This window comes from Rahnella sp. GSA61A, assembly GCF_019969905.1.
GTDB lineage: Bacteria > Pseudomonadota > Gammaproteobacteria > Enterobacterales > Enterobacteriaceae > Rahnella > Rahnella aceris.
The window spans coordinates 192,434-212,481 of the sequence record NZ_JAHXYO010000007.1 but is presented as its reverse complement, the minus strand read 5'-3'; the positions used below and the strand labels follow the sequence as shown (position 1 = coordinate 212,481).

The window sequence follows — 20,048 nt, the reverse complement described above, 5'->3', positions numbered from 1 at the left end:
GGCTTGTCCGGCGTTTTTTTTATCCTTTTGCTGAAAAAAATGTCTCCTCGCGAACTCCCCGCTAATGCCCACGTCCTACTATCACTTCCGCTAACCCGGTTAAAGGGTTTTTCTTCAGTTTTCAGAAAGAGTTTAACGTTGTCCCACTTTACGCCGTCGTCAGAATATCCGTCTCTCATTAGGAATACTCTTACGGTGAACATTGATGGCACAACTGACCCAGTATCCCGGGCGCAAACTGGCATGGCTTACGCTGTCATTGCTGACCGCCGGATGCACCAATAACGGCACGTCCACTGACGTGTTGCCGCGTATTTCCGCCAATCCCCGCGTCAGCGATATCTACCAGGGCCAGTCGCCCGAGGTGGTGCGCTATGACAAGTACACCCTGATCAGCACCCGGCCAGCGGATGCGCAGCGTGACCCGTTAAACCAGATGGTCGATATTACAATGCCAGCACAGTTAGTGCGCTCCGTCGGGGATGGTTTCCGCTACCTGCTGCTGGAGTCTGGTTACTCTCTTTGCCCGGCATCCTCTTCCGTATTTACCGAGTTGCTCAGCAGCCCGTTACCGGCCGTGCAGCGCTCCATAGGTCCCGTTCGTCTGAGCGAGGCGTTGCAGGTCCTGGCCGGCCCCGCCTGGCGTTTACGCGTTGATGATGTCAACCGCGAGGTGTGTTTTACGCTTCGTGATGCTTATCGTGATTTCGCTCCACGCGCCTCGACGCCCGTATCCTCCCGTGCGCTGACTACAGTGACGGCTTCCCCGCGAATGTCGGGTAATCCGTTCACCGCTCCGTCAGTTGGAGTCTCAAACAATAATCCGGCTACATCTCTGATTCCCGTGCCCGCAGCAGGACAGCCAAAACCCGTGCTGAAACCGGAAAGTGTCCCGGTACCCTCTCCGGTGCTGACGACCGTGAGGAGCGGAACACTGGGGAGTAAATCAACCCCCGTTGGCTCGAAATATTCGGCTGCTGTACCACCAACCAGACAGCCAAGGCTGACGGTGCAACCTCCAGCAAAAACGTCATCACCTTCTGTCGCGGCAGCGGGCACGACGTCTTTATTAACGTCCCAGATTTCCCCGGTGCCTAAAGCACCTCCTTTACAAAATCCCTCGACCTCTGCCTCAGGCCCGCTGTTTGTCCCAGGCACGCCAGTAACCGCAGCCCCGTCTGGGCAGCTGTGGCGTGCCGAGGTGGGGTCCACGTTAAAAGAGACGCTAACCCGTTGGGCAAGTTCGGCGAAGTGCGACAACGGCGGGAGTTGGGTCGTTATCTGGCCGGTATCACTTGATTACCGCATCGATGCGCCACTGACGTTCCACGGCAACTTTGAGTCGGTGCTGGTTCAGGTTTTTGACCTGTATCGCCAGGCAGACAAACCGCTTTACGCCGCCGCCAGCCGGATGCAGTGCCTGGTATCCGTTAGTGACCAACCCGGTCGTAACTGATGGGGTACGCCATCGCCGCGCTGGCCATGATTTTTTTACTGATTGTCGGCAACGTTCAGATCCGGGAGGCCTCCCGCTTTGAGCGTCAGGGGATCCAGGTGAATGCTGGCCGTCTCGCCTCGGACATGCTTCGGTTGGCCAGCGCGGTCAATGACTGGCGATATACCCGCCAGTTACCCGAGGGGCCGCTTGCCGTCGGTCAGTTTGGCATTGTTCCGGTCCCTGACAGTCACATTCAGGCAGCAATTCAGGGAGGGAGACTCTGGGTCTGGTCTGCGGATCGCCCGGGCCTGGTCGATTCCCTGAACAGCCAGTCAGTCGGTTCAGCCCTGGTGTGCACGGTATCAGGCGGACGTCTGAAAATGTCTGACGGCACCGATATGAATTTGTCCCTTCCCGCCGGCGTGGCGGAAGGCAACGTCGTTTATCTCAACTGAAGGAATCGAGAATGCTGAAGTTTTGCCTTTCCCGACCCGTTCTCCGCGCTGCTATCACGGCCGCATTGGTGATGCTGGCCGGATGTTCTCTCAAAGAAATTAATCGCATGGACCGCCAGGCGAGTGGCGATGCAGATACCGCACAACGGATCACCCAAAGCCGAACGAATTTACAGCAAGCACCGGTGACCTGGACGGATAAGCCCTGGGTAAATCTCCAGCCTGTCATCCCTGTCGTGTCAACGCCCGAAGACAGCGCATTCCCTGACTGCGATATCTCCATTAACCGGCCTGAAGGAATGACCCTGCCTGAGATTGGGCAGCGCATTACGGCAATGTGTGGTCTGAGGGTAACCATTACACCTGATGCCCTGCAGGCGCTGGTCTCAACCGGTGGCGGGAGTATCACTACCCAGCAACTGACGGGCAAACTGCCTGCACCGGATGATAATGGCAGGGTTCCTCTGCCCAATATTGGGGGACAAGCACAGCAGGTCGCTTCCGTCTCGTTGACAGACACGGTACTCACCGGCCTGAAATGGCAGGGCAAACTTCGCGGGTTCCTGGATATGGTGTCCAGCCGCCTTGGACTGTCCGCGCGTAATGACCACGGTACGATTGTTTTTTATCAGCTCGATACCCGTACATATCAGTTGGTGATCCTGAATACCAAAATCGACAGTACTGCGTCGGTTAACTCAGGTTCCGGTAATCAGTTGGGCAGCAGTGGCGGGGGAAGCTCAGGTACCTCAGGGGATATCAACTCGGCGCAAAAAACAGCCTATGATCTCAGCAGCAATCTTTATGATGATATCCGTAAAACCATCGATAACATGATCACCCCATCCAAGGGGCGCTATTGGCTATCGTCTGCCAGCGGAACATTAACGGTAACGGATACACCGGTCGTGCTCGACCGCATTGGTCGTTATATCGATTACCAGAACAAAGTTTTAAACCGCCAGGTGCAACTGAGCGTACGTGTACTCAGTGTAACGCAGACCCGTAATGAACAGATGGGACTCGACTGGGGGCTGGTGTACAAATCTCTGCATACGGCCGGCGCGACACTTTCCGGTAATTTCACTAACGCTGCTGACAATGCCGTCTCATCAGGATTCTCCATTCTGGATACGGCCAGCGGCAGTGCGGCGCGCTTTTCCGGCTCACAGCTGCTGATCAAGGCCCTGTCTGAGCAAGGTAACGTCAGCGTTGTCACCCAGCTCAATCGTGCGACCACAAACCTTACACCTGTTCCTTATCAACTCTCCAATCAAAAAGGCATTCTGACCAGCTCAAGCTCGACAGCGACTGCTAACGTCGGGGTCACATCTTCTATGCAAACCAGCATTCTGACGACTGGCCTGTTCATGACCATGCTGCCGTATATCCAGGAAAGCGGTGATGTGCAGCTGCAGTTTGCGTTCAGCTATTCCAGCCCACCTAAAATTGAATCCTTTGTCAGCAAAGATGGCAATACCCGCAATGACGTTCCTACGTTCCAGCAGGAAGCGCTGACCCAAAAAGTCAATATGCGTGCCGGGGAAACGCTGGTTTTGACTGGCTCTGACCAGGTCACCACCTCAGCAGATAAACAAGGAACATTCACGCCGGGCAACTTTATGTTTGGCGGAGGGCAAAATGGCAGTACTACGCGCACCACCCTGGTCATTTTAGTTACACCAGTATTGCTGAGGTAATGATGAAAAAACCTAAAGAAAATCGTCCTTCTGCGGCGACACAGCCCGTTCTTCTTCAGGGGCGCTGCGGATGGCTGGCAGGATTACGCTGGGCAGATGAAAAGAGCGCCGGGATTGGTTTTGGACGAAATAACCGCGGCGATACCCATCGGATCCTGACGGGCAGAAAACCCAACAGAATGGTTGGCTTCGCCAGACCTTCCCGGGTCAGGCGTGGCGTTGGCCTCTTTTCGCTGGCTGCTGCATTTTTAATACGCGAAGGGGACAACAGCTACGGCATTTATCGTCTTGATGAAGGCGCTGACAGCTGGGTGTTTTTTGCAACGGTCGGGGGGCGCCTCTCCGTCATGGGAGACGTGGTCGGGACATTGCAGGAGGTCAACGCCGCCCAGGAGCGTTTCATTGAGTTCAACGACCCGGGTGATGTGCAGCGCGGCTGGCAATGTACTGCGACGCCAGAAGCCCCTCAATCCTGGCAAAGCCTGACCGCTTCATTAAACCGCATCCAGCGTCGTCGTGTTCAGATGCGACAGCTCCTCTCTCTGCCAAAATTAGGCGCGCTGGTATTACTGGTGGTGGGTGTCTGTGCCGCGCTCTTTTACTGGCGGGATGATGCGGCCATGCGGGCCCGGCAGGCGGCTGCGTTGGCTGAGTACAAAGCACAGGCTCTGACGGCGCCGAAGCCCATAGTCCAGACGAAGGCAGCGCATCCATGGGCGTCTTTATTGCCGTCCTCTGTTTTTCTGAGTCAGTGCTGGTTTACCCGTGAGCCACTGCCTGTTTCGGTGGTGGGATGGCGGCTTACCGCCGGCGAATGTACCCAGACGGGGTTGCGCTTGCGGTATGTGGCGATGCGCGGTACCACGGTGGAGGATTTTGCCCGCCGGGCAAAACAGATTTTTGGACAGAGCGCGGAGTTCAACCTGAAAGAGGGCGGACAGAACGGGGATGTCAATGTGCCCTATGCTGCCAGCACTCAGCCCGTGAGAGATGAGGACGTGCCCGACAGCAACGCACAGTTGATGCGCTTTGTTTCTCATCTGCAGCGGCGCGACATCCACGTCCAGTTTACCGAGATAAAACCGCCAGAAGTCATCCCCGGTGCAGCCAATCCTCCCCCCCCTCAGGACTGGCGTGAGTTTACCTTTGCGGTCAATGCCCGTCTGGCACCGGAGTGGATGCTGGCCGGCTGCGATGATACCGGGCTTCGTCTTTTCAGTATTGCCTTTACGCTCAGCCCGCAGGGGCAGTTTGACTACACCGTTAAGGGGAGTCTCTATGCACAACGTTAAGCCCGCCTCCCGGCTCTGGCTGCTGGGCATTTTTGCTGTCTTCAGCCTGCCGTGCCTGGCGGCAGAAAGCCCGGTCTCTGGCGATACGGGGAATGTCACTATTGGCCAGCTCGAGGCCATTCAGTCCCGCAACTTCCTGCTGGAACAGCAGGTGCAAACCGCCAGACTCACGCGGCAGCTGCGTGAGAGCGAAAGTGAAATTCAGATGAGTCAGGCAAGCCCTGTGGCCAATGCCCCCGCGCCGCTGCCTTTCATCCCTTCAGGCTCCCCGACTGCGGGGGCGGAGCAGCAAGCTACCCGAGCACCGTTAGAGAAGAGTGTCCCGGCGCCTGTCCGCCTTCAGGAGATTTATGGAAAGGGCGCGCAGCTGCGTGCCCGCATTGTTCTGCCTCAGGGTGGGGTGACCGAGGTTTCTCCGGGCGATCAGTTGCCGGGAAGCAAGCTGACGGTCAAATCAGTCACCCTGAATACAGTGAAACTGAGTGACGGGACAGAACTGTCTTTCTGATTAAGGAAAAACCATGCAACCGGACAGTGAAATTATGGATTTTGTGCTGGCTGAGGAGGTTCCCGACAGTCATGGGGCCGTCAGGCTGGTGATTGACACCAACCGCCGTACCGACCCGCGGGTGCAGCGTTGGGTCATGGATAAGGTCAAGGCGTACCCGTTGGCCACGAAGGAGTTTGTGTCCCTCAGCGAGCTCAACGCGCGGCGGGACAGGCAGGTAAACTCCGGGCGCAGCGTGCTATCTATCAGTCCGCAAATGCAGGATCTCAGTACCACCCAGCAAAAGGTGCTGACCTATATGGCGGCTGCGGGGCAGCTGTTGTCCTCGGATATTCACCTGACCTTAAGTAAAAATGAAAAACTCACAATTATTGAAATGCGCATACACGGTGAGCTCGAGGTCATTGATGAGCTGACCTATGACGAAGGCCTGTCCCTGGTGTCGACGATTTACCGCTCCATGTGCGATTTGCTTTCGACTGATTTCCTTGAGCAGGTTGCACAAAAAGGCAGGGTAGGCTCGGAGTATGCCCGCCGCGCCGGGGTGTTTGGCGCGCGTTATCAGCATATGCCGACGCCGGACGGTCTGTACGTGGTGCTGCGTATTATTCCCGATGACAGCGATAAAGTGCCTACCCTGGAACAACTTGGGTTTTTACCCGAGCAGCGGGCACTGATAGAAAAAATCCTGAGAATACCGGAAGGCATGGTGACGCTGACGGGGCCAACGGGGTCAGGAAAGAGTACGACACTGCGCACCTTTTGCCGTCTCTGGCTTGACCGTACGGGAGGTAAAAAACGCCTGCTGACCATCGAATTTCCCGTTGAGGGTCGCATCGCCGGGGCTATACAAACCTCAGTGACGCCCGAAAGCAGTTCCCGGCAACACGTGGTGGAGGCCTGGGAAGATTCCAATGCTGCCGCACTTCGCTCCGATCCGGACAGTATCGTGATCGGTGAAATGCAGGAGCGTAATTCCGTAATGGCGGCTGTCCACGCCGTCGAGTCTGGCCATACCGTTTTCGATACTCTCCACGCGCCCAGCGCGGCCGGTGCTATTCCCCGTATTGGTTCGATGGGTGTCAATATTCAGCTCATTGCCGATCCGCAAATCATGGTTGGGCTGCTTAGTCAGCGGCTGGTTCAGACTCTGTGTCCGCATTGCCGCGTGCCCTGGTCTGAGAAGGCCCCCACGCTTGCGGGGCATATCAGGGAAAGACTGGAGAAATACTGCAATGAACCCGACGTTTGCGCACCGGAGCAGCTTTGGTTTCGTCACCCCGACGGCTGCGAGCATTGTCAGAAAAAGGTCGAGCTTACCGGTCGAATTGTGAGCCGCGGCGTGACCGGCCGTACCGTGCTGGCCGAAGTGATCCGACCCGATGCCCGTTTTATGAGCCTGTTACTGTCTCACGGAACCTCCGTCGCGCGGCAATACTGGTTGCAGCATCTGGGTGGGATAAGCCGGCGCACACATCTTCTGAGACGCCTGGCCGAAGGGCTTGTGGACCCGCTTGACGGCGATCTCGTGTGTCCGCTCGATGAAGATGAGCTGCTCGCCTGTGAGGTGCCCCATGTCTGAGTATTCAACCGTGACCTACCGTGCGCAGGAGATGAGCCTGTTAGAACGTGTACGTTACGAGCTCGTGCGCAGGACCTTTACCGGGAGATACCGTCAACCCTTTTACGAGACGCTGCGTTTTCTGCTGGAAAACAAGAAATCATTCAAAGAGGCGCTGACGATGATCGGGGAAGTGCATACCGATTTTGGCCGCCGCTGGCATCCTTATATCGAACTGGTGGAAGATTGCCTTGAAGCGCTTGCCGATAACAGTGCTGGCCATTCTCTGCCCGACGTGCTCGCTACCTGGGTTCCGCGGGAAGAGGCCGCGCTTATCAGTGCCGGTATCCGCAGCGGCAGCGTGCCTCGCTCTCTTGAGCAAGCCGACAAGTTGATTGTCGCCCGGCGACGGATTATGGCACAGGTACTGATGGCCTCCGTCTACCCGGTTTTACTGCTCTCCCTGGGCGCCGGCCTGCTGACAGTCAATAACCGGCTGATTATCCCGACGCTCAGCAAACTGTCTCCCCCTGAGTCCTGGACGGGCTCCCTCGGATTCATGAACCAGGTGTCGGCCTTCACAACGGCTTACGGCAGCGTGGCTGCTATTGGTTGCGTGGCATTAGTGGGACTCGTGTTCTGGTCACTGCCGCGCTGGCGTGGCCGGCTGCGTCGCTTGGCCGACCGGCTGATGCCATGGTCCATTTACAAGGATCTGCAGGGCGCCGTTTTTCTCATGAACATCTCTGCGCTGCTTGAGGCGGGCGTGCCGCATCTTGATGCCGTCAGAATATTGCATGATTTTGGCTCCCCCTGGCTACGTGAGCGGCTTAGTGCCGTGATGGACGGTATCAAGATGGGCAGCGGCCTTGGCAGGTCGCTGCGCGATTGCGGATACCAGTTCCCCAGTCAGGAAGCGGCCAACTACCTGTCGATTTTGGGACAGGGCGACGGCGCATCCACGCTTATCAGTCGCTACGCTGACCGCTGGCTTGAGCAGGTGCTGGTAGTGGTTGGCCAGCGCGCCAATATCGCAAAACTTTTCTCTCTGTTTCTGATAATCACTTTCTTCTTACTCATGTTGGGCATGGTGATGCAAATTCAGGACATGACCCACACTTCTCCTCATTAAAGGAACTCTTATGTCAGCTAATCCGTTATCCCTTTCCGTTCGTCGTCAGCCTCATCGCGGGTGGGGCATTATCGAAAATGGAACGCTCGGCATCCTGGCCATCATTGCCATCGTGTACGTCGTCAGTATGCTGTGGGGGTTGTGGACGCAGAAGGATGTGGCCATGGAGGTCACGAATTACCAAAGCATCATCACCTATGTCCGGGGCAATTTTAAACAAACGAGTGGGTATAACTTCACCAGCGCAGCCACAATGACCGGCACCGTGATTGCTGCCGGCGGGGCCAAGGGCATGACCATTCAGGGTGACGAAACCTCAGGGACTGCCACAATGACCAACACCTTCGGTGGTCAGGTGGTAATTACGCCTGTCGCGGCCAATGGTTTCAACAACGGATTCTCCCTGTCTTCAGCCAAAATCCCGCAGGATGCCTGCATTTCTATCGCGCAGCAGATGGGTAACGGTGCGTATACCAGCATGAGCATTAACAGTTCTGCGCACACTGACGGCAACGTGTCTGCTGAAACGGCGACCAAGGAGTGCATCAAGGACAGCGGTGGTACGGGGCAGAACACGCTGACTTTTACGGTTAACGGGTAAAAGTGCATGGCACGCGTTCTTTTCTTCCTGCTTCTGTTCGTGTGCCAGCCGGCGGCCGCATTTTGTTTTGATGCGGCCGGTGCCAAATACCACATCGATCCTCTTTTGTTAAAGGCCATTGCCCGGGGAGAAAGCAGCCTGAATCCCTCCGCCATTAACATTAACCGTGACAAACGGACCGGCCGTGCCCTGAGTGAGGATTACGGGCTGATGCAGGTCAACTCAACGCATATCCCGGAGCTTATTCGCGACGGGGTGATCACTCAAAAAAGCGATCTCCTGACGCGCCCCTGTCTCAATGTGCAAATCGGAACGCGGATTCTGGCGTCACATTTTCAGGTCTGTGGCATCAGCTGGAACTGTCTGGGCTCCTACAATGCCGGTTTTCGTAAAGACCGCCATGAAACGCGTGAGTCCTACGCCAACCGTATTTATGCCATCTACAAACGGATCCTGAAACAGGAAAAGGGAATAGTCATATGACCGAACCTGTCACAGTATTGACGATAGTGGGCCCCTGGCCGCTGTCGCTCCCGCTGTTTTGCCTTGCACTACTGTTCTTGCGTTCTGAGAGCGCTCAGGTAACGGACGTGATGAAGGATTACGGGCATCAGGCATTTTCTGAAACTGATGCGCGTTCTATCAAACAGCACATCTGGCTTCACGCCATTGCCCTGTGCGCAATAGTCATGTTGTCTTCACTCAGCAAACCGTTTGAGCTGATGACGTCGGTTCTTTTTGTCGTATTTATCTTTCGGATGAGCCTCATCGACGCCCTGACGGGATGGTTACCTCGGGATTTTACCTGGCCGTTTACTGCCGCAGGTTTTTGCGTTGCCTGGGGTAATCAGTGTCTTCCTGCCCATGCGTTAACGTCCCTCATTCTGTTCAGCTTCGGGTGGCTCATCCGCATTCTGGGAGAGCGTCTCGCTCAGCGGGAAGTGCTTGGGCTGGGCGACGTCTGGCTGGCTGCAGGTCTGGGCGCCTGGTTTGGTTCACCCCTCACGCTGTTTACTCTCATGGTGGGGCTGGTCGGTTTTATTCTCTGGCACGCCGGATCGCGGGAGGCCTCCCGCGGTGGTCCCCTGGGACCGTGGCTGGGTTACGGGGCGCTGCTGTGCATGGCGCTTAACGTTTCAGATCCTTTATTCATGTGGTGACGTATGTCGACAAATTCTAAACGTGCTGACCGCGGCTGGACGGTGATGAGTACCGGTATCGGACTGCTTATCCTCCTGGCGGTGGCTGTGTGGTCCATGGGGTATTACAACGATTATATCCAGCAACGCGGCTGGCAGGTCACGGCATCCCAGCTGACCCGCTTCCGAACGTCGGTGAAAACCTACGTGGGCCGCTACTATGACACTCTTCTGGCTGCGGCAGGAACCACTGCACCGGTGATTATTACGCCACAGATGCTTAAAAATACGGGGCTTATCGAACCCGGATTCAGTAATACCACGGCTGACGGGCAGCAGATCAGTGCAGCTGTCACGCGCAATGCGACGAACACTGACCAACTGCAGGCACTGGTGATCACCCAGGGCGGAGAAAGTCTACCGTATGCCGCACTGCGACAGATCTCTGTCGATATTGATGGCCTGGGGGCGTACGTCTGGAAAAGTACCAATGTGACCGGCGCGATGGAGAGCTGGAGCGTGCCTTTAGCTAGCTTTGGCGTCAGCTCGTCCAGCGGGCACGTCGGGGCGCTTATCCCTTCTGATGAACTGGGTGTGGCCCGGGAGGAGAGTGACCGCCTGTACCGTTTTTCGGTGACAGGAAAACCTGACCTGAACCGCATGCATACGAGCATTGATATGGGGAGTAATAACCTCAACAATACCAATACGGTCAACGCGCAGACGGGAATCTTTAGTGGCAATGTTACTGCTGCCGGTACAGTTCAGGGGGGGAATGTGAATGCAACTTCCAACGTAACAGCCAACAATAGTGTTACAGCGGGAAACGCCATCACCGCTGGCAGTGATATCCGCAGTAATAATGGGTGGCTGATAACCAGAGACAATAAAGGTTGGCTCAATGAAACACATGGAGGTGGTTTTGCTATGACTGATAATGACTGGGTACGAGCCATCAATGATAAAAATATCTACACTGGTGGGCAGGTCAGAGGGGGGAGCGTTCGTGCAGATGACCGTCTTTCTGCTGGTGGGATCCTACAGCTTGACCAAATAAACAATGAGGGTTGGGGATGTGATGCGGGAGGTGTTAGTCATGATTCCACTGGGGCCTTGCTTTCATGTCAATCAGGAGTGTGGAAACGTCAAACTCCAGCATTTGACATTCAAACAGTGATTAGCCCATCTGCGTGTACTAACCTAACAGCGGCTTACGCGACTTGTCCGGCAGGAACTAAATTAATTTCTGGAGGATATCAACTGACGAAGTGGACTGAAGGTGGGTCTTACAACTCTCCAGACTCAAATTATGCAGATAACCCTGGGAATCGTTGGGTAATAACAACGCCAAATAATCAAGGGAAGCCTTCATGCTATGCCGCAGTGGCATCCTGTGTTCGACAATAAAAAAAGCCTCCTGACTATCATGTAGGAGGCTTTTTTAATATTTGCCGACTTCACTTGTCGGCAATTAAACCATCTGTTTTTCTATTTTTATTCCCTTTTTTACTTCTGCTGAAAAATAACGTTTCAATGTATCGATGTGAAATAGTTGCTAATATCAATGAAATAACCGAGTAAATCACAAACCCACTTACACCGTCACTAAGACCAGTCCACGCAAGCCGTTTCCCAAGGCCTGTGTTCATTAATGTATGGATTAAGTACAGTGAGTACGAAATGTTTCCAATGAAAATTAACCATCTCGGGGTGAATCGTCTCAACCATGCGTCATTCATAACCACCCCACTCATAAGTAATATCAGAGCAAAGCCTGATGATAACAACCCGTGACCAATTTGCTTAAGGAAAAACAAGCTATATACGGTATAGAGGGTAACACATGCTAAGTAGGTTACTCTTAGTGTGGCCGGTAAGCGTTGGGCGAGTGGTACTAATTTAGCAATAAGTACACCGGAAATGAACATCCAACTTATTGGATTTGTGAGAAGATTTAAGTAAGGATTATTGAATTGATACCCTTCAGAGGATAAAGTGAATTGTTGTCCACATATTACGGGTATAATAACAAGTGCAGTTATGAAAAATGATAGTAAACATAATAAAGGTCTTTTAGTTAAAAGACAGAGTGAGGAAACTAAATAAAAATAAATCTCGTAATTTAACGTCCATCTTACACCATATACGCCGCTGTCATTAATATAGAATGGTGCGTTAGAGGTATATATTGGGCGGAAGGTTAGCGCGCTGACCAAATTAGCTAATTTTTCTGAATAATGAAATATACTCATGCCGCCAGATAATATGAAAACTACCAGAAGAATGATAAAGTAGGTCGGCATTATCCTTTTTAATCTACTTTTAATAAAGGTCAAGGATGCGCTTACTCCAGTGTCTAGTTTTTGTGCAGACAGTGTGATGACAAATCCGCTGATAATAAAAAATAAGTCAACGCCGATTGCTCCCCACCCAAAAAGATAATCTCCGGTATTAGGGAATTCATTGTTTATGAGCCATCTGAAGTGGAAGAACATCACTGCTAATGCAGCAAGTCCCCTAAAAGCTTGAATTGAATCATACGTCTTGACGTTATGCATGGTTTTTATATTGCTATGCTGGCCCTAACAGGAAGGGCAATTTTGAGAAGCAGTTATCTTACGAATACCCAACACTTCTTACAATAAAATTACATAGCTTTTAGTTTTTGAGGTTAAGTTTTGGAGCTTAACTTTGGAAATTTTTAAACAATGATATTGAGTTAAGCATCGCCTTCCGTCCTGCGGTTTTGCACCTTATAACTTTCCGAACAGTTGAAAGGATGATGTGCAATGACCTCCGAAACATTGCCAGAGCATGAACCTGTCCCAGACCCCGTTATAAGTGAAAGCGTCAGTGAACAAAACGCCACTGCCGTTCGACGTTCGACCTTCTCTCTGAGTCAGTCAGCACTGTTAAAACGTACTGGCATCGGCGTTGCTGCCCTCTGTGTTATTGCTCCGGGCGTGCTCAGCGTGGTGTTGTATCTTCAACTAAGCAACATGGACATTCGGGTTAACTCTCTCGAAGCCGCATTCCGCAGCGGCCAGCTCAGCCAGCTCTCATCGTCAGTGGCCGCGCTCGAAAAACACGTTGCTGAGCAAGATGAACGCTTTGCGCTAAGAACCGGCGTGCTGAAAGGAATGAGTGAACTCGGTAAAGTGCTGGACGGGCAAATCGCTGACCAGAACAAAAAAATTGACCTGTTAGGCAGCCAAATCAGTGAGCAGAAAAAAGCGCTGCAGTATGAGCTTGATAATGGTCAGGCGAGCGCACTCGAGTTTTCCTCCCTCAAAGCCACTGTTGACGCCCTCAAAGCAAGCCAGGCTCAGAAACCACCCGCTACCGCTTCAGGCGGTGCGGCCAACACTGGAAAAAAACATAAAACCAGTGCCTCAAAAAAGTCTCTGCGGTCAGCCAGAACTGTGCCACTGGCTGCGCCGTTTATCCTGACGGGCATTGAGCAGCGGGGCGGTCAGAATTTTGCTGTCATTGCGCCGCAGGGCGCTACGAACTTATCTCAGATGCAACTTTTGTCGCCGGGCGATTCTGCCTGGGGATGGCAGCTGCGCAGCATTGAGGGCAATCAGGCAGTGTTCTCTGTTAACGGTATACCACAGCGCCTCAGCGCGCAGTAAACAGGAGTCGTGATGAAAATCAGTCGCGTAGCAATGCTGTTCATATTGTTGGCAACGGGTGCCGCCAGAGCGGATACCGTCACCAGCGCAACCAGCACCACGTCAACCGCAAGTAGTCTTCAGGATAAGTCTCTCCAGTCGCAGCAACAGCAATCAGCCCAGCAGTGGGGGCTGAGTGATACAGAGTGGCAGAAGTATCAGCAACTGAAACAGGGTAAGCGAGGGATCCAGTCTCCGGGGCTTGACCCACTGACCACGCTGGGTGTGGAAAGCGATAGCGTTTCAGAGCGCCGTCGGCTCGCGGAACTGTGGGTGAAAGAAGAATACCAGCGCACGGAAAAGGAGCTGGCGTTTCAGCGGGAAGTGAACGCGGCCTGGAGCCGTCTGTACCCTAATGCGCTGTCGGTCAATATGGGGAACGCTTCCGGGCTTGCTCATGACACTAACGGCCGCATGGCGTTGTTCGTTCGCGACAACTGTGAGCGCTGTGATGCACGTCTCGCCGCCGTCCTGGCGGACAATCGCCCCGTTGATATCTACCTGGTGGGCAGCGATGGCAAAGATGACACGGTGCGCAAATGGGCGGTCAGCCACAACATTCCGGTGGACCGGGTCAGAAGTCGTCAAATCACACTGAATCACGATCGCGGCTTGTGGCTGACTTATGGTCAGGGGCAAATGCCGGTGATCCTGCAGCAAGGGGAAAACGGATGGCAACTCGCCGCATTCTGATGTCAGCAATGTTGCTGCTGCCGATGTGCGGCGTTGCGAAAAGCGTTCAGCCGCTTCAGCAAATTCCGCCTGCCTACCATCAGATCGCGGCGGCGGCGCGGGTGCCAGCGGAGTCGTTATATTCCCTGGCCCTGACTGAAAGCTCCCGGCGTCTTCCGTATGGCGAACGTCCGTGGCCCTGGACAATTAATGTGGCGGGCAAGGGCTATCGGTTTGAATCCCGCGAAGCCGCCTGGCAGGCACTGCTGCAATTTGTCAGGAAATACCCGCTGAAACGCATTGATGTCGGTATTGCCCAGGTCAACCTGGGGTGGAATGGTCATCTGTTTACCTCCTTTTATGAAGCCTTCGACCCCTACACTAACCTGCGCGTTGCGGCCAATATCCTGCGAACCTGCTATGACGCCAGTCCGGGGAGCTGGATTAAAGCGGCTGGGTGTTACCACCATCCAGCCGGCGGTAAAGCCGCGGCCACCTATATAGCGATCGTGCGCCGTAAGCTCGACACCCTGGCCCCCGTTCAGCAGGCCTCTGGCACACAATATCTGATGCCGACGACGCTGAAGGGGGTGGCGCTGGCCAGTAATCAACTCACCTGGATAGAGCCCAAATGAAAATCTTAAAAATGATGGTATTGATGAGCGCTGTGGGGTGTTCAACGATGGGGTATGCATCGTTGACGGTGGTGGGAGACCTTGGGGGAAAACCAACGGATACCTATTTTGATGCGGTGAATGACCAGCCCGGTGAATTTACGCCGCCGGAATCAGTGGATCAGCCTCAGGCACCCGCGCAGGTCTCGGTGGCGTCTGCATTACCCGTCCGCACGCCTGAGCTTTCACCCGGTGCCGTGACGCCCAGAAAGCTCACCCTCTCCGGGATGCCGCCCGTTTTTATTATCGGCGATGATGACCTGTCCAGGCAGTGGCTGGCTCAGCGCGGGGGCGAGCTTACGCGTCTCAATGCCACCGGATTTGTGGTGAACGTTGCCGACCAGGACCGCCTGAAGGCGTTGCAGGCATTGCTCCCGGGAAGCGAAATGGTGCCGGTTTCCGGCAGCGACCTGGCTCGCCGTCTGCAGCTGACCCACTACCCGCTGATCATTACCGAGAAAGGGCTTGCACAATGAGTCCTGCACTGACGGGGGGCGATTTTCTCACTGCCCTGCGGCAGGGTGTGCCGGGATTTTGGTTAAGCGTTCTGCTACTTCCTCTGGCATTCATGCTGCTGCCGTTTCTCTTCGGCACGGCAAGTCAGCGCCGCCACCGGCGTTATCAGCGTCAGGCCGCGCGTATCCTTGCCCGCCTCCCGCAGTTGAGGGATGACGCTGCCAGGCTGGTTTACCTTCGAAAAATCAATCCCTATGTATTTGAAGAAATTCTTATGACGGCGTTTGCCCGTCAGGGATGTCGGATAAAGCGAAATGCCCGCTACAGCGGCGACGGCGGGGTCGATGGTCAGGTCTGGATTAATGGCCAGCGCTGGTTAATACAGGCAAAACGCTATTCCAGCTGCATTTCGTCCGGGCATGTCCTGGACTTTGGGGCGCTGGTACGTCAGGAGCGCTGTCGGGGATTCTTTGTCCATACCGGGCGAACCGGGGAGATCAGCCGCGAAGCGTTGCGCGCCGTACCCGACGTTTCGCTTATCAGCGGCAATCGTCTGTTAAAACTGCTGTCCGGTAACGCCGGCTGGCAATACATCGATCAGTGAGAGACCGGTTATGACATCCCCTCAATCCTTTATTTCAAAATTCAATCGACTGCGACAGCTGGGCTTTGGTCGTCTTGAAGCATTTGCATTCCTTATGGTCGATCCATTTCGTTATGGGCTAAGCCTGTTTTGGCGGGTGTGTGTCGCAGTGCCTTTCTTCTTAATTGGTGCGTCGGCGTTCGGCTTCTGGCTTTTCCTTCCTGTGGGACAACTTGTTGACTTGACCAGAATGGTTCTGGGAGATCACTACCTGATGAATCAAATAGGGAAGTGCGTCCTTCTCTTTAGCGTGCTGCTGGAGGGAATGCGCTACGTCTGGAGTATGAATGCGTCATTACTAAAACCGGTAGTGAGCGTGATAGAAGCGGGAGAGGGAAAGGGTAGCGATAATCTGGGGAATAAGCAGCAATGAGTGAGTTTCTCAAACGCATTGAAAGTGGCTGGCTGAGACTATTGTCGGAAGCCCGAGCGAAAACCTGTTGGCAAGCCAAAACGAAAGAAAATGGATACGCAGTCAGAAGTGGATTTCTGGATCGTACGGTGGCTAACCTTCCCGACTGGGCGGACGAGATTATCCTTCCCTGGGATGCAGAAAAATTGCATAAGTATGGGGATTTTGTGCGGCACAACTACTGGACAGACCGGGGAAGTATTAACGTATTTTGTGTTAAAGGGACTGAACACCCGGATTATCAGGGGCTGACCTGGCTTGAGTTTTTGTTCAAAGGTAAATTCATGGATCGGAACATGCAGATGATGGACCGGCACCCGGATTACTACTTGGGGACCAAGGCGAAAAAGTCCGGAATGTATTACAACAGCTACAACGGCCTGGATTGGTATATTGGCAGTGACGGCAACCATCGTTCAGCTCTGGCTCGCGTTCTTTTTTATGACCGCCAACTGACACATCTCCATGGTGTCACCCTCAATCACTACGTGTTTGATGATGAACTGTTGGGTGCTTACCGTGCTTTACAAGGCGAAGTTCGTCGTCAGCCTGAGGCGGGTTATCACTGGGATCTGACGTCGGGTACAGAGCTTCTTTCCCGGGAGGAGACTGCCGGGTGGAGAACCGATCATTTCATGCCATTTTTATCGCTGAAACTGGCGTTTGTGACTAACGGGCTCCCGCCTGACTGGAAGGGTGTAGATCACATTCGCCACGCAGCCCAGGGCTGGAGCTTGCTTCGCAAACTTCAGGATTTACGGGCAAACAGCCGGACTTCATCGGGCAAGACCTCGGAGAACTTTCTACAGGGTCCGTTCAACAGGAGGCCTGAATGAGCGACCGCTATGTGATGGAGTCCCTTTTGCGACCTGCGGTGGAGTTGTACACCGCAGGGACCGCCTGGAGCGCAACCTACATCTGTCTGACGGCGCCCTGGGCTGTTGCACTGGCCCCTTCGGTCAGTTGGGTCACCGCCGCAGGCTTTGGCGTGCTGGCTCTTCAACGCACACGCCAGGGACTGCGTATCCTGCGTTACCGCCGCAATATTAAGCGGTTGCCGCGCTATGAGCTGAGCAGCCGACAAATCCCCGTCAGCCAGCGGTATTTGTTCCTGGGACGCGGATTTCAGTGGACGCAAAAACACACGCAACGTCTGCTGGAGGCGAGGCGGCCTGAAGCGGAACATTATGTTCAGCCTTCCGTTATCTATCGCATGGCTCGCGACCTAGAGAAACGGCTGGAATACAGCCTGCCGTGGCTGTGTCGTCTGACGCAAACTGACTCAATATTCAATCCTGCGCGGCCTTTACCGCCGGTGGGCGGTAGTCCTGTTTATCACGGTGTCGAACCTGATGAGAGTGACGTGCTGTATGACCTGGGCGAGCGTGTGGGGCATACGCTGGTGATAGGAACCACCCGCGTGGGCAAAACCCGTCTGGCCGAGGTGCTGGTGACGCAGGACATTCGCCGAGGTGATGTCACGGTAATGTTTGACCCTAAGGGGGATGCAGACTTGCTCAAACGCATGTATGCAGAGGCTCGCAGGGCGGGCCGGGAGAATGAATTTTACGTCTTTCACCTGGGGTGGCCAGACGTCAGCGCACGGTATAACGCCATCGGCCGCTTTAGCCGCATCTCTGAAGTAGCTTCACGCGTCGCAGGGCAGCTGTCCGGTGAGGGGAACTCGGCGGCGTTTCGTGAATTCGCCTGGCGTTTTGTGAATATCATCACCCGGGCGCTGGTGGCACTGGGTCAGCGTCCTGACTACACGCTTATCCTGCGTTACGTCACCAACATTGGTGAGCTCTATGAAACCTACGTAGAAAATATGCTGGCCTCGAAGGCGCCTCACCTGCTGATGCAGGTAGAGAATTTGTTGTCTTCGGGCATGCTCAAAGAAAAAGACTTGCCGCGCAACATGCAGGGACAGGCCAACGCGATGCGGGTATGGGCCATTGAAATGACATTGAGCACGGATGAAGGGAAGAAACTGTGGGATCCGGTACTGGACGGACTGCGGAGCGCAGTTCGCTATGACCGGACCTATTTTGATAAAATCGTCGCCTCCCTGTTGCCCCTGCTGGAGAAACTGACCACGGGCAAGACGGCGGCGCTGCTGGCTCCGGATTACAACGATATGGACGATAAACGTCCCATCTTTGACTGGCAGGAAGTGATCCGTAAAAAAGGGATTGTGTATGTCGGCCTCGATGCACTATCGGATTCGGAGGTCGCATCGGCCGTTGGCAACAGCATGTTTGCAGATCTGGTTTCTGTCGCCGGCCACATTTATAAATTTGGTCTGGCAGATGAAACCGGCATCGCCACGCAAAAGAAAGTTCCCATTAACCTGCACTGCGACGAGTTTAATGAGCTGATGGGGGATGAGTTCATCCCGCTTATCAACAAGGGGGGCGGTGCCGGTATCCAGGTGACGGCGTACACCCAAACCCTCTCTGATATTGAGGCCCGCGTAGGGAGCCGTGCGAAGGCGAATCAGGTTGTCGGTAACTTCAACTCCCTGATTATGCTGCGGGTACGTGAGAACAGCACGGCGGAGCTGCTGACCAGTCAGTTGCCAGAAGTCGATGTGTACAATAAAACCCTCACCTCCGGCGTGACCGACGTGTCGCGCCCTGGTGAGGGAACCGATTTTAACAGTAACGTTCAGGATCAGGTGACGCTGGCCAGAATGCCGATGATCACACCGGCGGATATCATAAACCTCCCTAAGGGGCAGGCATTTGCCCTGCTGGAAGGGGGGCGGTTGTGGAAAATCCGCATGCCGTTACCGGGGAGCGGTAACGACCCACTGATGCCGGAAAGCATCAGCCGCATCGCAGAATACATGCAACAGAATTATCGCACCGGCGAAACCTGGTGGACAGGCAGCGCCTTACCTTCTGATGCCCTAGCTGCATCCGCGGAGGGATAATGGCCGAGGAGAAAGTTCAGCAGAGACAGCAGACGGCTCCGCCCAAGCAGCCCGGTCTGTTCATTACCCTGTTCTGGCTGATGCCCTGGAAGGTGATTGGGATATTACTGGCCTCTCTTCTGGTCAGCCTGCTTATCGAATATGCCGGCATGACCTTTATCTGGGCGGGTGAGGGTGCCGAACACAGCCGACAAGTCATGCTAACGGAAAGCGGTTATTTGTCTGAAGGCTTTACCCGCAGCCTGATACTCTCACAGCCGGTAACGGTGATTAGCGCGTGGTTACAACAGGCGTACCAATGGATTTTTGTGGATACCGGATTTATCAGCTGGGTAAACACCGCGCGCAGTGTGCACAGTCAGGGCGGTACAGTAGAGACGCTTAGCCGGGCTGGTAGCTGGCTGGCGAGGGCATTGTGGGAATATTTCCAGGCCACGGTGTATGTAACGATTATCTTCGCCATTCGCGTGGCTATCCTGGTGTTGTCAGTACCGCTATTTATCATGGTAAGCGTTATTGGCATTGTTGACGGCCTCGTTCGTCGGGATTTACGTCGCTACGGCGCCGGGTATGAGTCCAGCTTTGTTTACCACCACGCGAAGCGCTACGTGAAACCCGCAATGTACGGCCCCTGCATGCTCTATCTTGCGTGGCCGACGGCGGTATGGCCTAATTTGCTGCTCTTACCATCGGCGATAATGTTGGGTTTTGTGTTGACGGTCGTGACCGGCGCATTCAAGAAGTATCTTTAAGATG

At 54.4% G+C, this 20,048-nt stretch carries 21 protein-coding genes; 20 read left to right on the top strand and 1 reads right to left on the bottom strand.

The features are described from left to right. The first annotated feature begins 205 nt into the window (after positions 1 to 205). Genes LC431_RS11880 through pilV form a run of 11 tightly spaced genes read left to right on the top strand, consistent with a single transcriptional unit; the run spans position 206 to position 11,233 of the window. Complete coding sequence (locus LC431_RS11880; RefSeq protein ID WP_060435753.1) at positions 206 to 1,456, top strand: TcpQ domain-containing protein; 1,251 nt, start codon at positions 206 to 208, stop codon at positions 1,454 to 1,456. Then, positions 1,456 to 1,893: a type IV pilus biogenesis protein PilM gene (gene pilM, locus LC431_RS11875; RefSeq protein WP_060435752.1), complete on the top strand. Its 438-nt coding sequence runs from the start codon at positions 1,456 to 1,458 to the stop codon at positions 1,891 to 1,893. Before LC431_RS11880 ends, pilM begins: the two co-directional genes overlap by 1 nt. A gap of 11 nt (positions 1,894 to 1,904) precedes the next feature. After that, positions 1,905 to 3,593, top strand: coding sequence for a PilN family type IVB pilus formation outer membrane protein (locus tag LC431_RS11870; protein WP_060435751.1), 1,689 nt, complete (start codon positions 1,905 to 1,907; stop codon positions 3,591 to 3,593). Next, a complete protein-coding gene (pilO2, locus tag LC431_RS11865; RefSeq protein WP_223509883.1) occupies positions 3,593 to 4,885 on the top strand; it encodes a type 4b pilus protein PilO2 in 1,293 nt (430 codons plus the stop codon). Before LC431_RS11870 ends, pilO2 begins: the two co-directional genes overlap by 1 nt. Continuing rightward, positions 4,872 to 5,393, top strand: coding sequence for a type IV pilus biogenesis protein PilP (pilP, locus tag LC431_RS11860; RefSeq protein WP_223509882.1), 522 nt, complete (start codon positions 4,872 to 4,874; stop codon positions 5,391 to 5,393). The genes pilO2 and pilP overlap by 14 nt, the downstream gene beginning before the upstream one ends. Before the next feature lie 13 nt (positions 5,394 to 5,406). Then, complete coding sequence (locus LC431_RS11855; protein ID WP_223509880.1) at positions 5,407 to 6,975, top strand: GspE/PulE family protein; 1,569 nt, start codon at positions 5,407 to 5,409, stop codon at positions 6,973 to 6,975. After that, positions 6,968 to 8,086, top strand: coding sequence for a type II secretion system F family protein (locus LC431_RS11850; protein WP_223509879.1), 1,119 nt, complete (start codon positions 6,968 to 6,970; stop codon positions 8,084 to 8,086). The genes LC431_RS11855 and LC431_RS11850 overlap by 8 nt, the downstream gene beginning before the upstream one ends. A gap of 10 nt (positions 8,087 to 8,096) precedes the next feature. Beyond that, on the top strand, positions 8,097 to 8,687 hold the full coding sequence (locus LC431_RS11845; RefSeq protein ID WP_223509878.1) for a type 4 pilus major pilin: 591 nt from the start codon (positions 8,097 to 8,099) through the stop codon (positions 8,685 to 8,687). A 6-nt stretch (positions 8,688 to 8,693) separates the two neighbouring features. Beyond that, positions 8,694 to 9,170, top strand: a complete 477-nt coding sequence (locus LC431_RS11840; RefSeq protein WP_223509877.1) for a lytic transglycosylase domain-containing protein — start codon at positions 8,694 to 8,696, stop codon at positions 9,168 to 9,170. Continuing rightward, positions 9,167 to 9,847, top strand: a complete 681-nt coding sequence (locus LC431_RS11835) for an A24 family peptidase (RefSeq protein ID WP_223509876.1) — start codon at positions 9,167 to 9,169, stop codon at positions 9,845 to 9,847. The genes LC431_RS11840 and LC431_RS11835 overlap by 4 nt, the downstream gene beginning before the upstream one ends. Before the next feature lie 3 nt (positions 9,848 to 9,850). Then, positions 9,851 to 11,233 carry a shufflon system plasmid conjugative transfer pilus tip adhesin PilV gene (gene pilV, locus LC431_RS11830; RefSeq protein WP_223509875.1) on the top strand — a complete coding sequence of 461 codons (1,383 nt, stop codon included), beginning with the start codon at positions 9,851 to 9,853 and terminating at the stop codon, positions 11,231 to 11,233. Positions 11,234 to 11,283: 50 nt separating this feature from the next. Here the strand turns inward: pilV and LC431_RS11825 are convergent, their stop codons facing one another. After that, entirely contained in the window at positions 11,284 to 12,384 is a 1,101-nt protein-coding gene (locus tag LC431_RS11825) for an acyltransferase (protein ID WP_223509874.1), read from the bottom strand. A gap of 231 nt (positions 12,385 to 12,615) precedes the next feature. On the opposite strand from LC431_RS11825, the gene LC431_RS11820 reads away from it, so the two are divergent. Genes LC431_RS11820 through LC431_RS11780 form a run of 9 tightly spaced genes read left to right on the top strand, consistent with a single transcriptional unit; the run spans position 12,616 to position 20,044 of the window. Further along, a complete protein-coding gene (locus tag LC431_RS11820; RefSeq protein ID WP_223509873.1) occupies positions 12,616 to 13,461 on the top strand; it encodes a plasmid transfer protein in 846 nt (281 codons plus the stop codon). Positions 13,462 to 13,473: 12 nt separating this feature from the next. Beyond that, positions 13,474 to 14,193 carry a TIGR03759 family integrating conjugative element protein gene (locus tag LC431_RS11815; protein WP_223509872.1) on the top strand — a complete coding sequence of 240 codons (720 nt, stop codon included), beginning with the start codon at positions 13,474 to 13,476 and terminating at the stop codon, positions 14,191 to 14,193. Next, complete coding sequence (locus tag LC431_RS11810) at positions 14,172 to 14,807, top strand: transglycosylase SLT domain-containing protein (protein ID WP_370633813.1); 636 nt, start codon at positions 14,172 to 14,174, stop codon at positions 14,805 to 14,807. Before LC431_RS11815 ends, LC431_RS11810 begins: the two co-directional genes overlap by 22 nt. Then, positions 14,804 to 15,322: an integrating conjugative element protein gene (locus tag LC431_RS11805; RefSeq protein ID WP_223509871.1), complete on the top strand. Its 519-nt coding sequence runs from the start codon at positions 14,804 to 14,806 to the stop codon at positions 15,320 to 15,322. The genes LC431_RS11810 and LC431_RS11805 overlap by 4 nt, the downstream gene beginning before the upstream one ends. Beyond that, entirely contained in the window at positions 15,319 to 15,906 is a 588-nt protein-coding gene (locus tag LC431_RS11800; RefSeq protein ID WP_223509869.1) for a restriction endonuclease, read from the top strand. Before LC431_RS11805 ends, LC431_RS11800 begins: the two co-directional genes overlap by 4 nt. A 10-nt stretch (positions 15,907 to 15,916) precedes the next feature. Next, positions 15,917 to 16,318, top strand: coding sequence for a hypothetical protein (locus tag LC431_RS11795; protein ID WP_223509868.1), 402 nt, complete (start codon positions 15,917 to 15,919; stop codon positions 16,316 to 16,318). After that, positions 16,315 to 17,193, top strand: a complete 879-nt coding sequence (locus LC431_RS11790; protein ID WP_223509866.1) for a hypothetical protein — start codon at positions 16,315 to 16,317, stop codon at positions 17,191 to 17,193. Before LC431_RS11795 ends, LC431_RS11790 begins: the two co-directional genes overlap by 4 nt. After that, on the top strand, positions 17,190 to 19,292 hold the full coding sequence (traD, locus tag LC431_RS11785; RefSeq protein ID WP_223509865.1) for a type IV conjugative transfer system coupling protein TraD: 2,103 nt from the start codon (positions 17,190 to 17,192) through the stop codon (positions 19,290 to 19,292). The genes LC431_RS11790 and traD overlap by 4 nt, the downstream gene beginning before the upstream one ends. Further along, positions 19,292 to 20,044, top strand: a complete 753-nt coding sequence (locus tag LC431_RS11780) for a TIGR03747 family integrating conjugative element membrane protein (RefSeq protein WP_060435738.1) — start codon at positions 19,292 to 19,294, stop codon at positions 20,042 to 20,044. Before traD ends, LC431_RS11780 begins: the two co-directional genes overlap by 1 nt. Positions 20,045 to 20,048: the final 4 nt, after the last annotated feature.

Excerpts from the sequence above, each read along its gene's own strand:
- pilM (WP_060435752.1), top strand. The coding sequence starts at position 1,456 with ATGGGGTACGCCATCGCCGCGCTGGCCATGATTTTTTTACTGATTGTC.
- LC431_RS11855 (WP_223509880.1), top strand. The coding sequence starts at position 5,407 with ATGCAACCGGACAGTGAAATTATGGATTTTGTGCTGGCTGAGGAGGTT.
- LC431_RS11815 (WP_223509872.1), top strand. The coding sequence starts at position 13,474 with ATGAAAATCAGTCGCGTAGCAATGCTGTTCATATTGTTGGCAACGGGT.
- pilO2 (WP_223509883.1), top strand. The coding sequence starts at position 3,593 with ATGATGAAAAAACCTAAAGAAAATCGTCCTTCTGCGGCGACACAGCCC.
- pilP (WP_223509882.1), top strand. The coding sequence starts at position 4,872 with ATGCACAACGTTAAGCCCGCCTCCCGGCTCTGGCTGCTGGGCATTTTT.
- LC431_RS11825 (WP_223509874.1), bottom strand. The coding sequence starts at position 12,384 with ATGCATAACGTCAAGACGTATGATTCAATTCAAGCTTTTAGGGGACTT.
- traD (WP_223509865.1), top strand. The coding sequence starts at position 17,190 with ATGAGCGACCGCTATGTGATGGAGTCCCTTTTGCGACCTGCGGTGGAG.
- LC431_RS11850 (WP_223509879.1), top strand. The coding sequence starts at position 6,968 with ATGTCTGAGTATTCAACCGTGACCTACCGTGCGCAGGAGATGAGCCTG.
- LC431_RS11835 (WP_223509876.1), top strand. The coding sequence starts at position 9,167 with ATGACCGAACCTGTCACAGTATTGACGATAGTGGGCCCCTGGCCGCTG.
- LC431_RS11820 (WP_223509873.1), top strand. The coding sequence starts at position 12,616 with ATGACCTCCGAAACATTGCCAGAGCATGAACCTGTCCCAGACCCCGTT.
- LC431_RS11870 (WP_060435751.1), top strand. The coding sequence starts at position 1,905 with ATGCTGAAGTTTTGCCTTTCCCGACCCGTTCTCCGCGCTGCTATCACG.
- LC431_RS11810 (WP_370633813.1), top strand. The coding sequence starts at position 14,172 with ATGGCAACTCGCCGCATTCTGATGTCAGCAATGTTGCTGCTGCCGATG.
- LC431_RS11845 (WP_223509878.1), top strand. The coding sequence starts at position 8,097 with ATGTCAGCTAATCCGTTATCCCTTTCCGTTCGTCGTCAGCCTCATCGC.
- LC431_RS11780 (WP_060435738.1), top strand. The coding sequence starts at position 19,292 with ATGGCCGAGGAGAAAGTTCAGCAGAGACAGCAGACGGCTCCGCCCAAG.
- LC431_RS11800 (WP_223509869.1), top strand. The coding sequence starts at position 15,319 with ATGAGTCCTGCACTGACGGGGGGCGATTTTCTCACTGCCCTGCGGCAG.
- LC431_RS11840 (WP_223509877.1), top strand. The coding sequence starts at position 8,694 with ATGGCACGCGTTCTTTTCTTCCTGCTTCTGTTCGTGTGCCAGCCGGCG.
- pilV (WP_223509875.1), top strand. The coding sequence starts at position 9,851 with ATGTCGACAAATTCTAAACGTGCTGACCGCGGCTGGACGGTGATGAGT.
- LC431_RS11795 (WP_223509868.1), top strand. The coding sequence starts at position 15,917 with ATGACATCCCCTCAATCCTTTATTTCAAAATTCAATCGACTGCGACAG.
- LC431_RS11790 (WP_223509866.1), top strand. The coding sequence starts at position 16,315 with ATGAGTGAGTTTCTCAAACGCATTGAAAGTGGCTGGCTGAGACTATTG.
- LC431_RS11805 (WP_223509871.1), top strand. The coding sequence starts at position 14,804 with ATGAAAATCTTAAAAATGATGGTATTGATGAGCGCTGTGGGGTGTTCA.
- LC431_RS11880 (WP_060435753.1), top strand. The coding sequence starts at position 206 with ATGGCACAACTGACCCAGTATCCCGGGCGCAAACTGGCATGGCTTACG.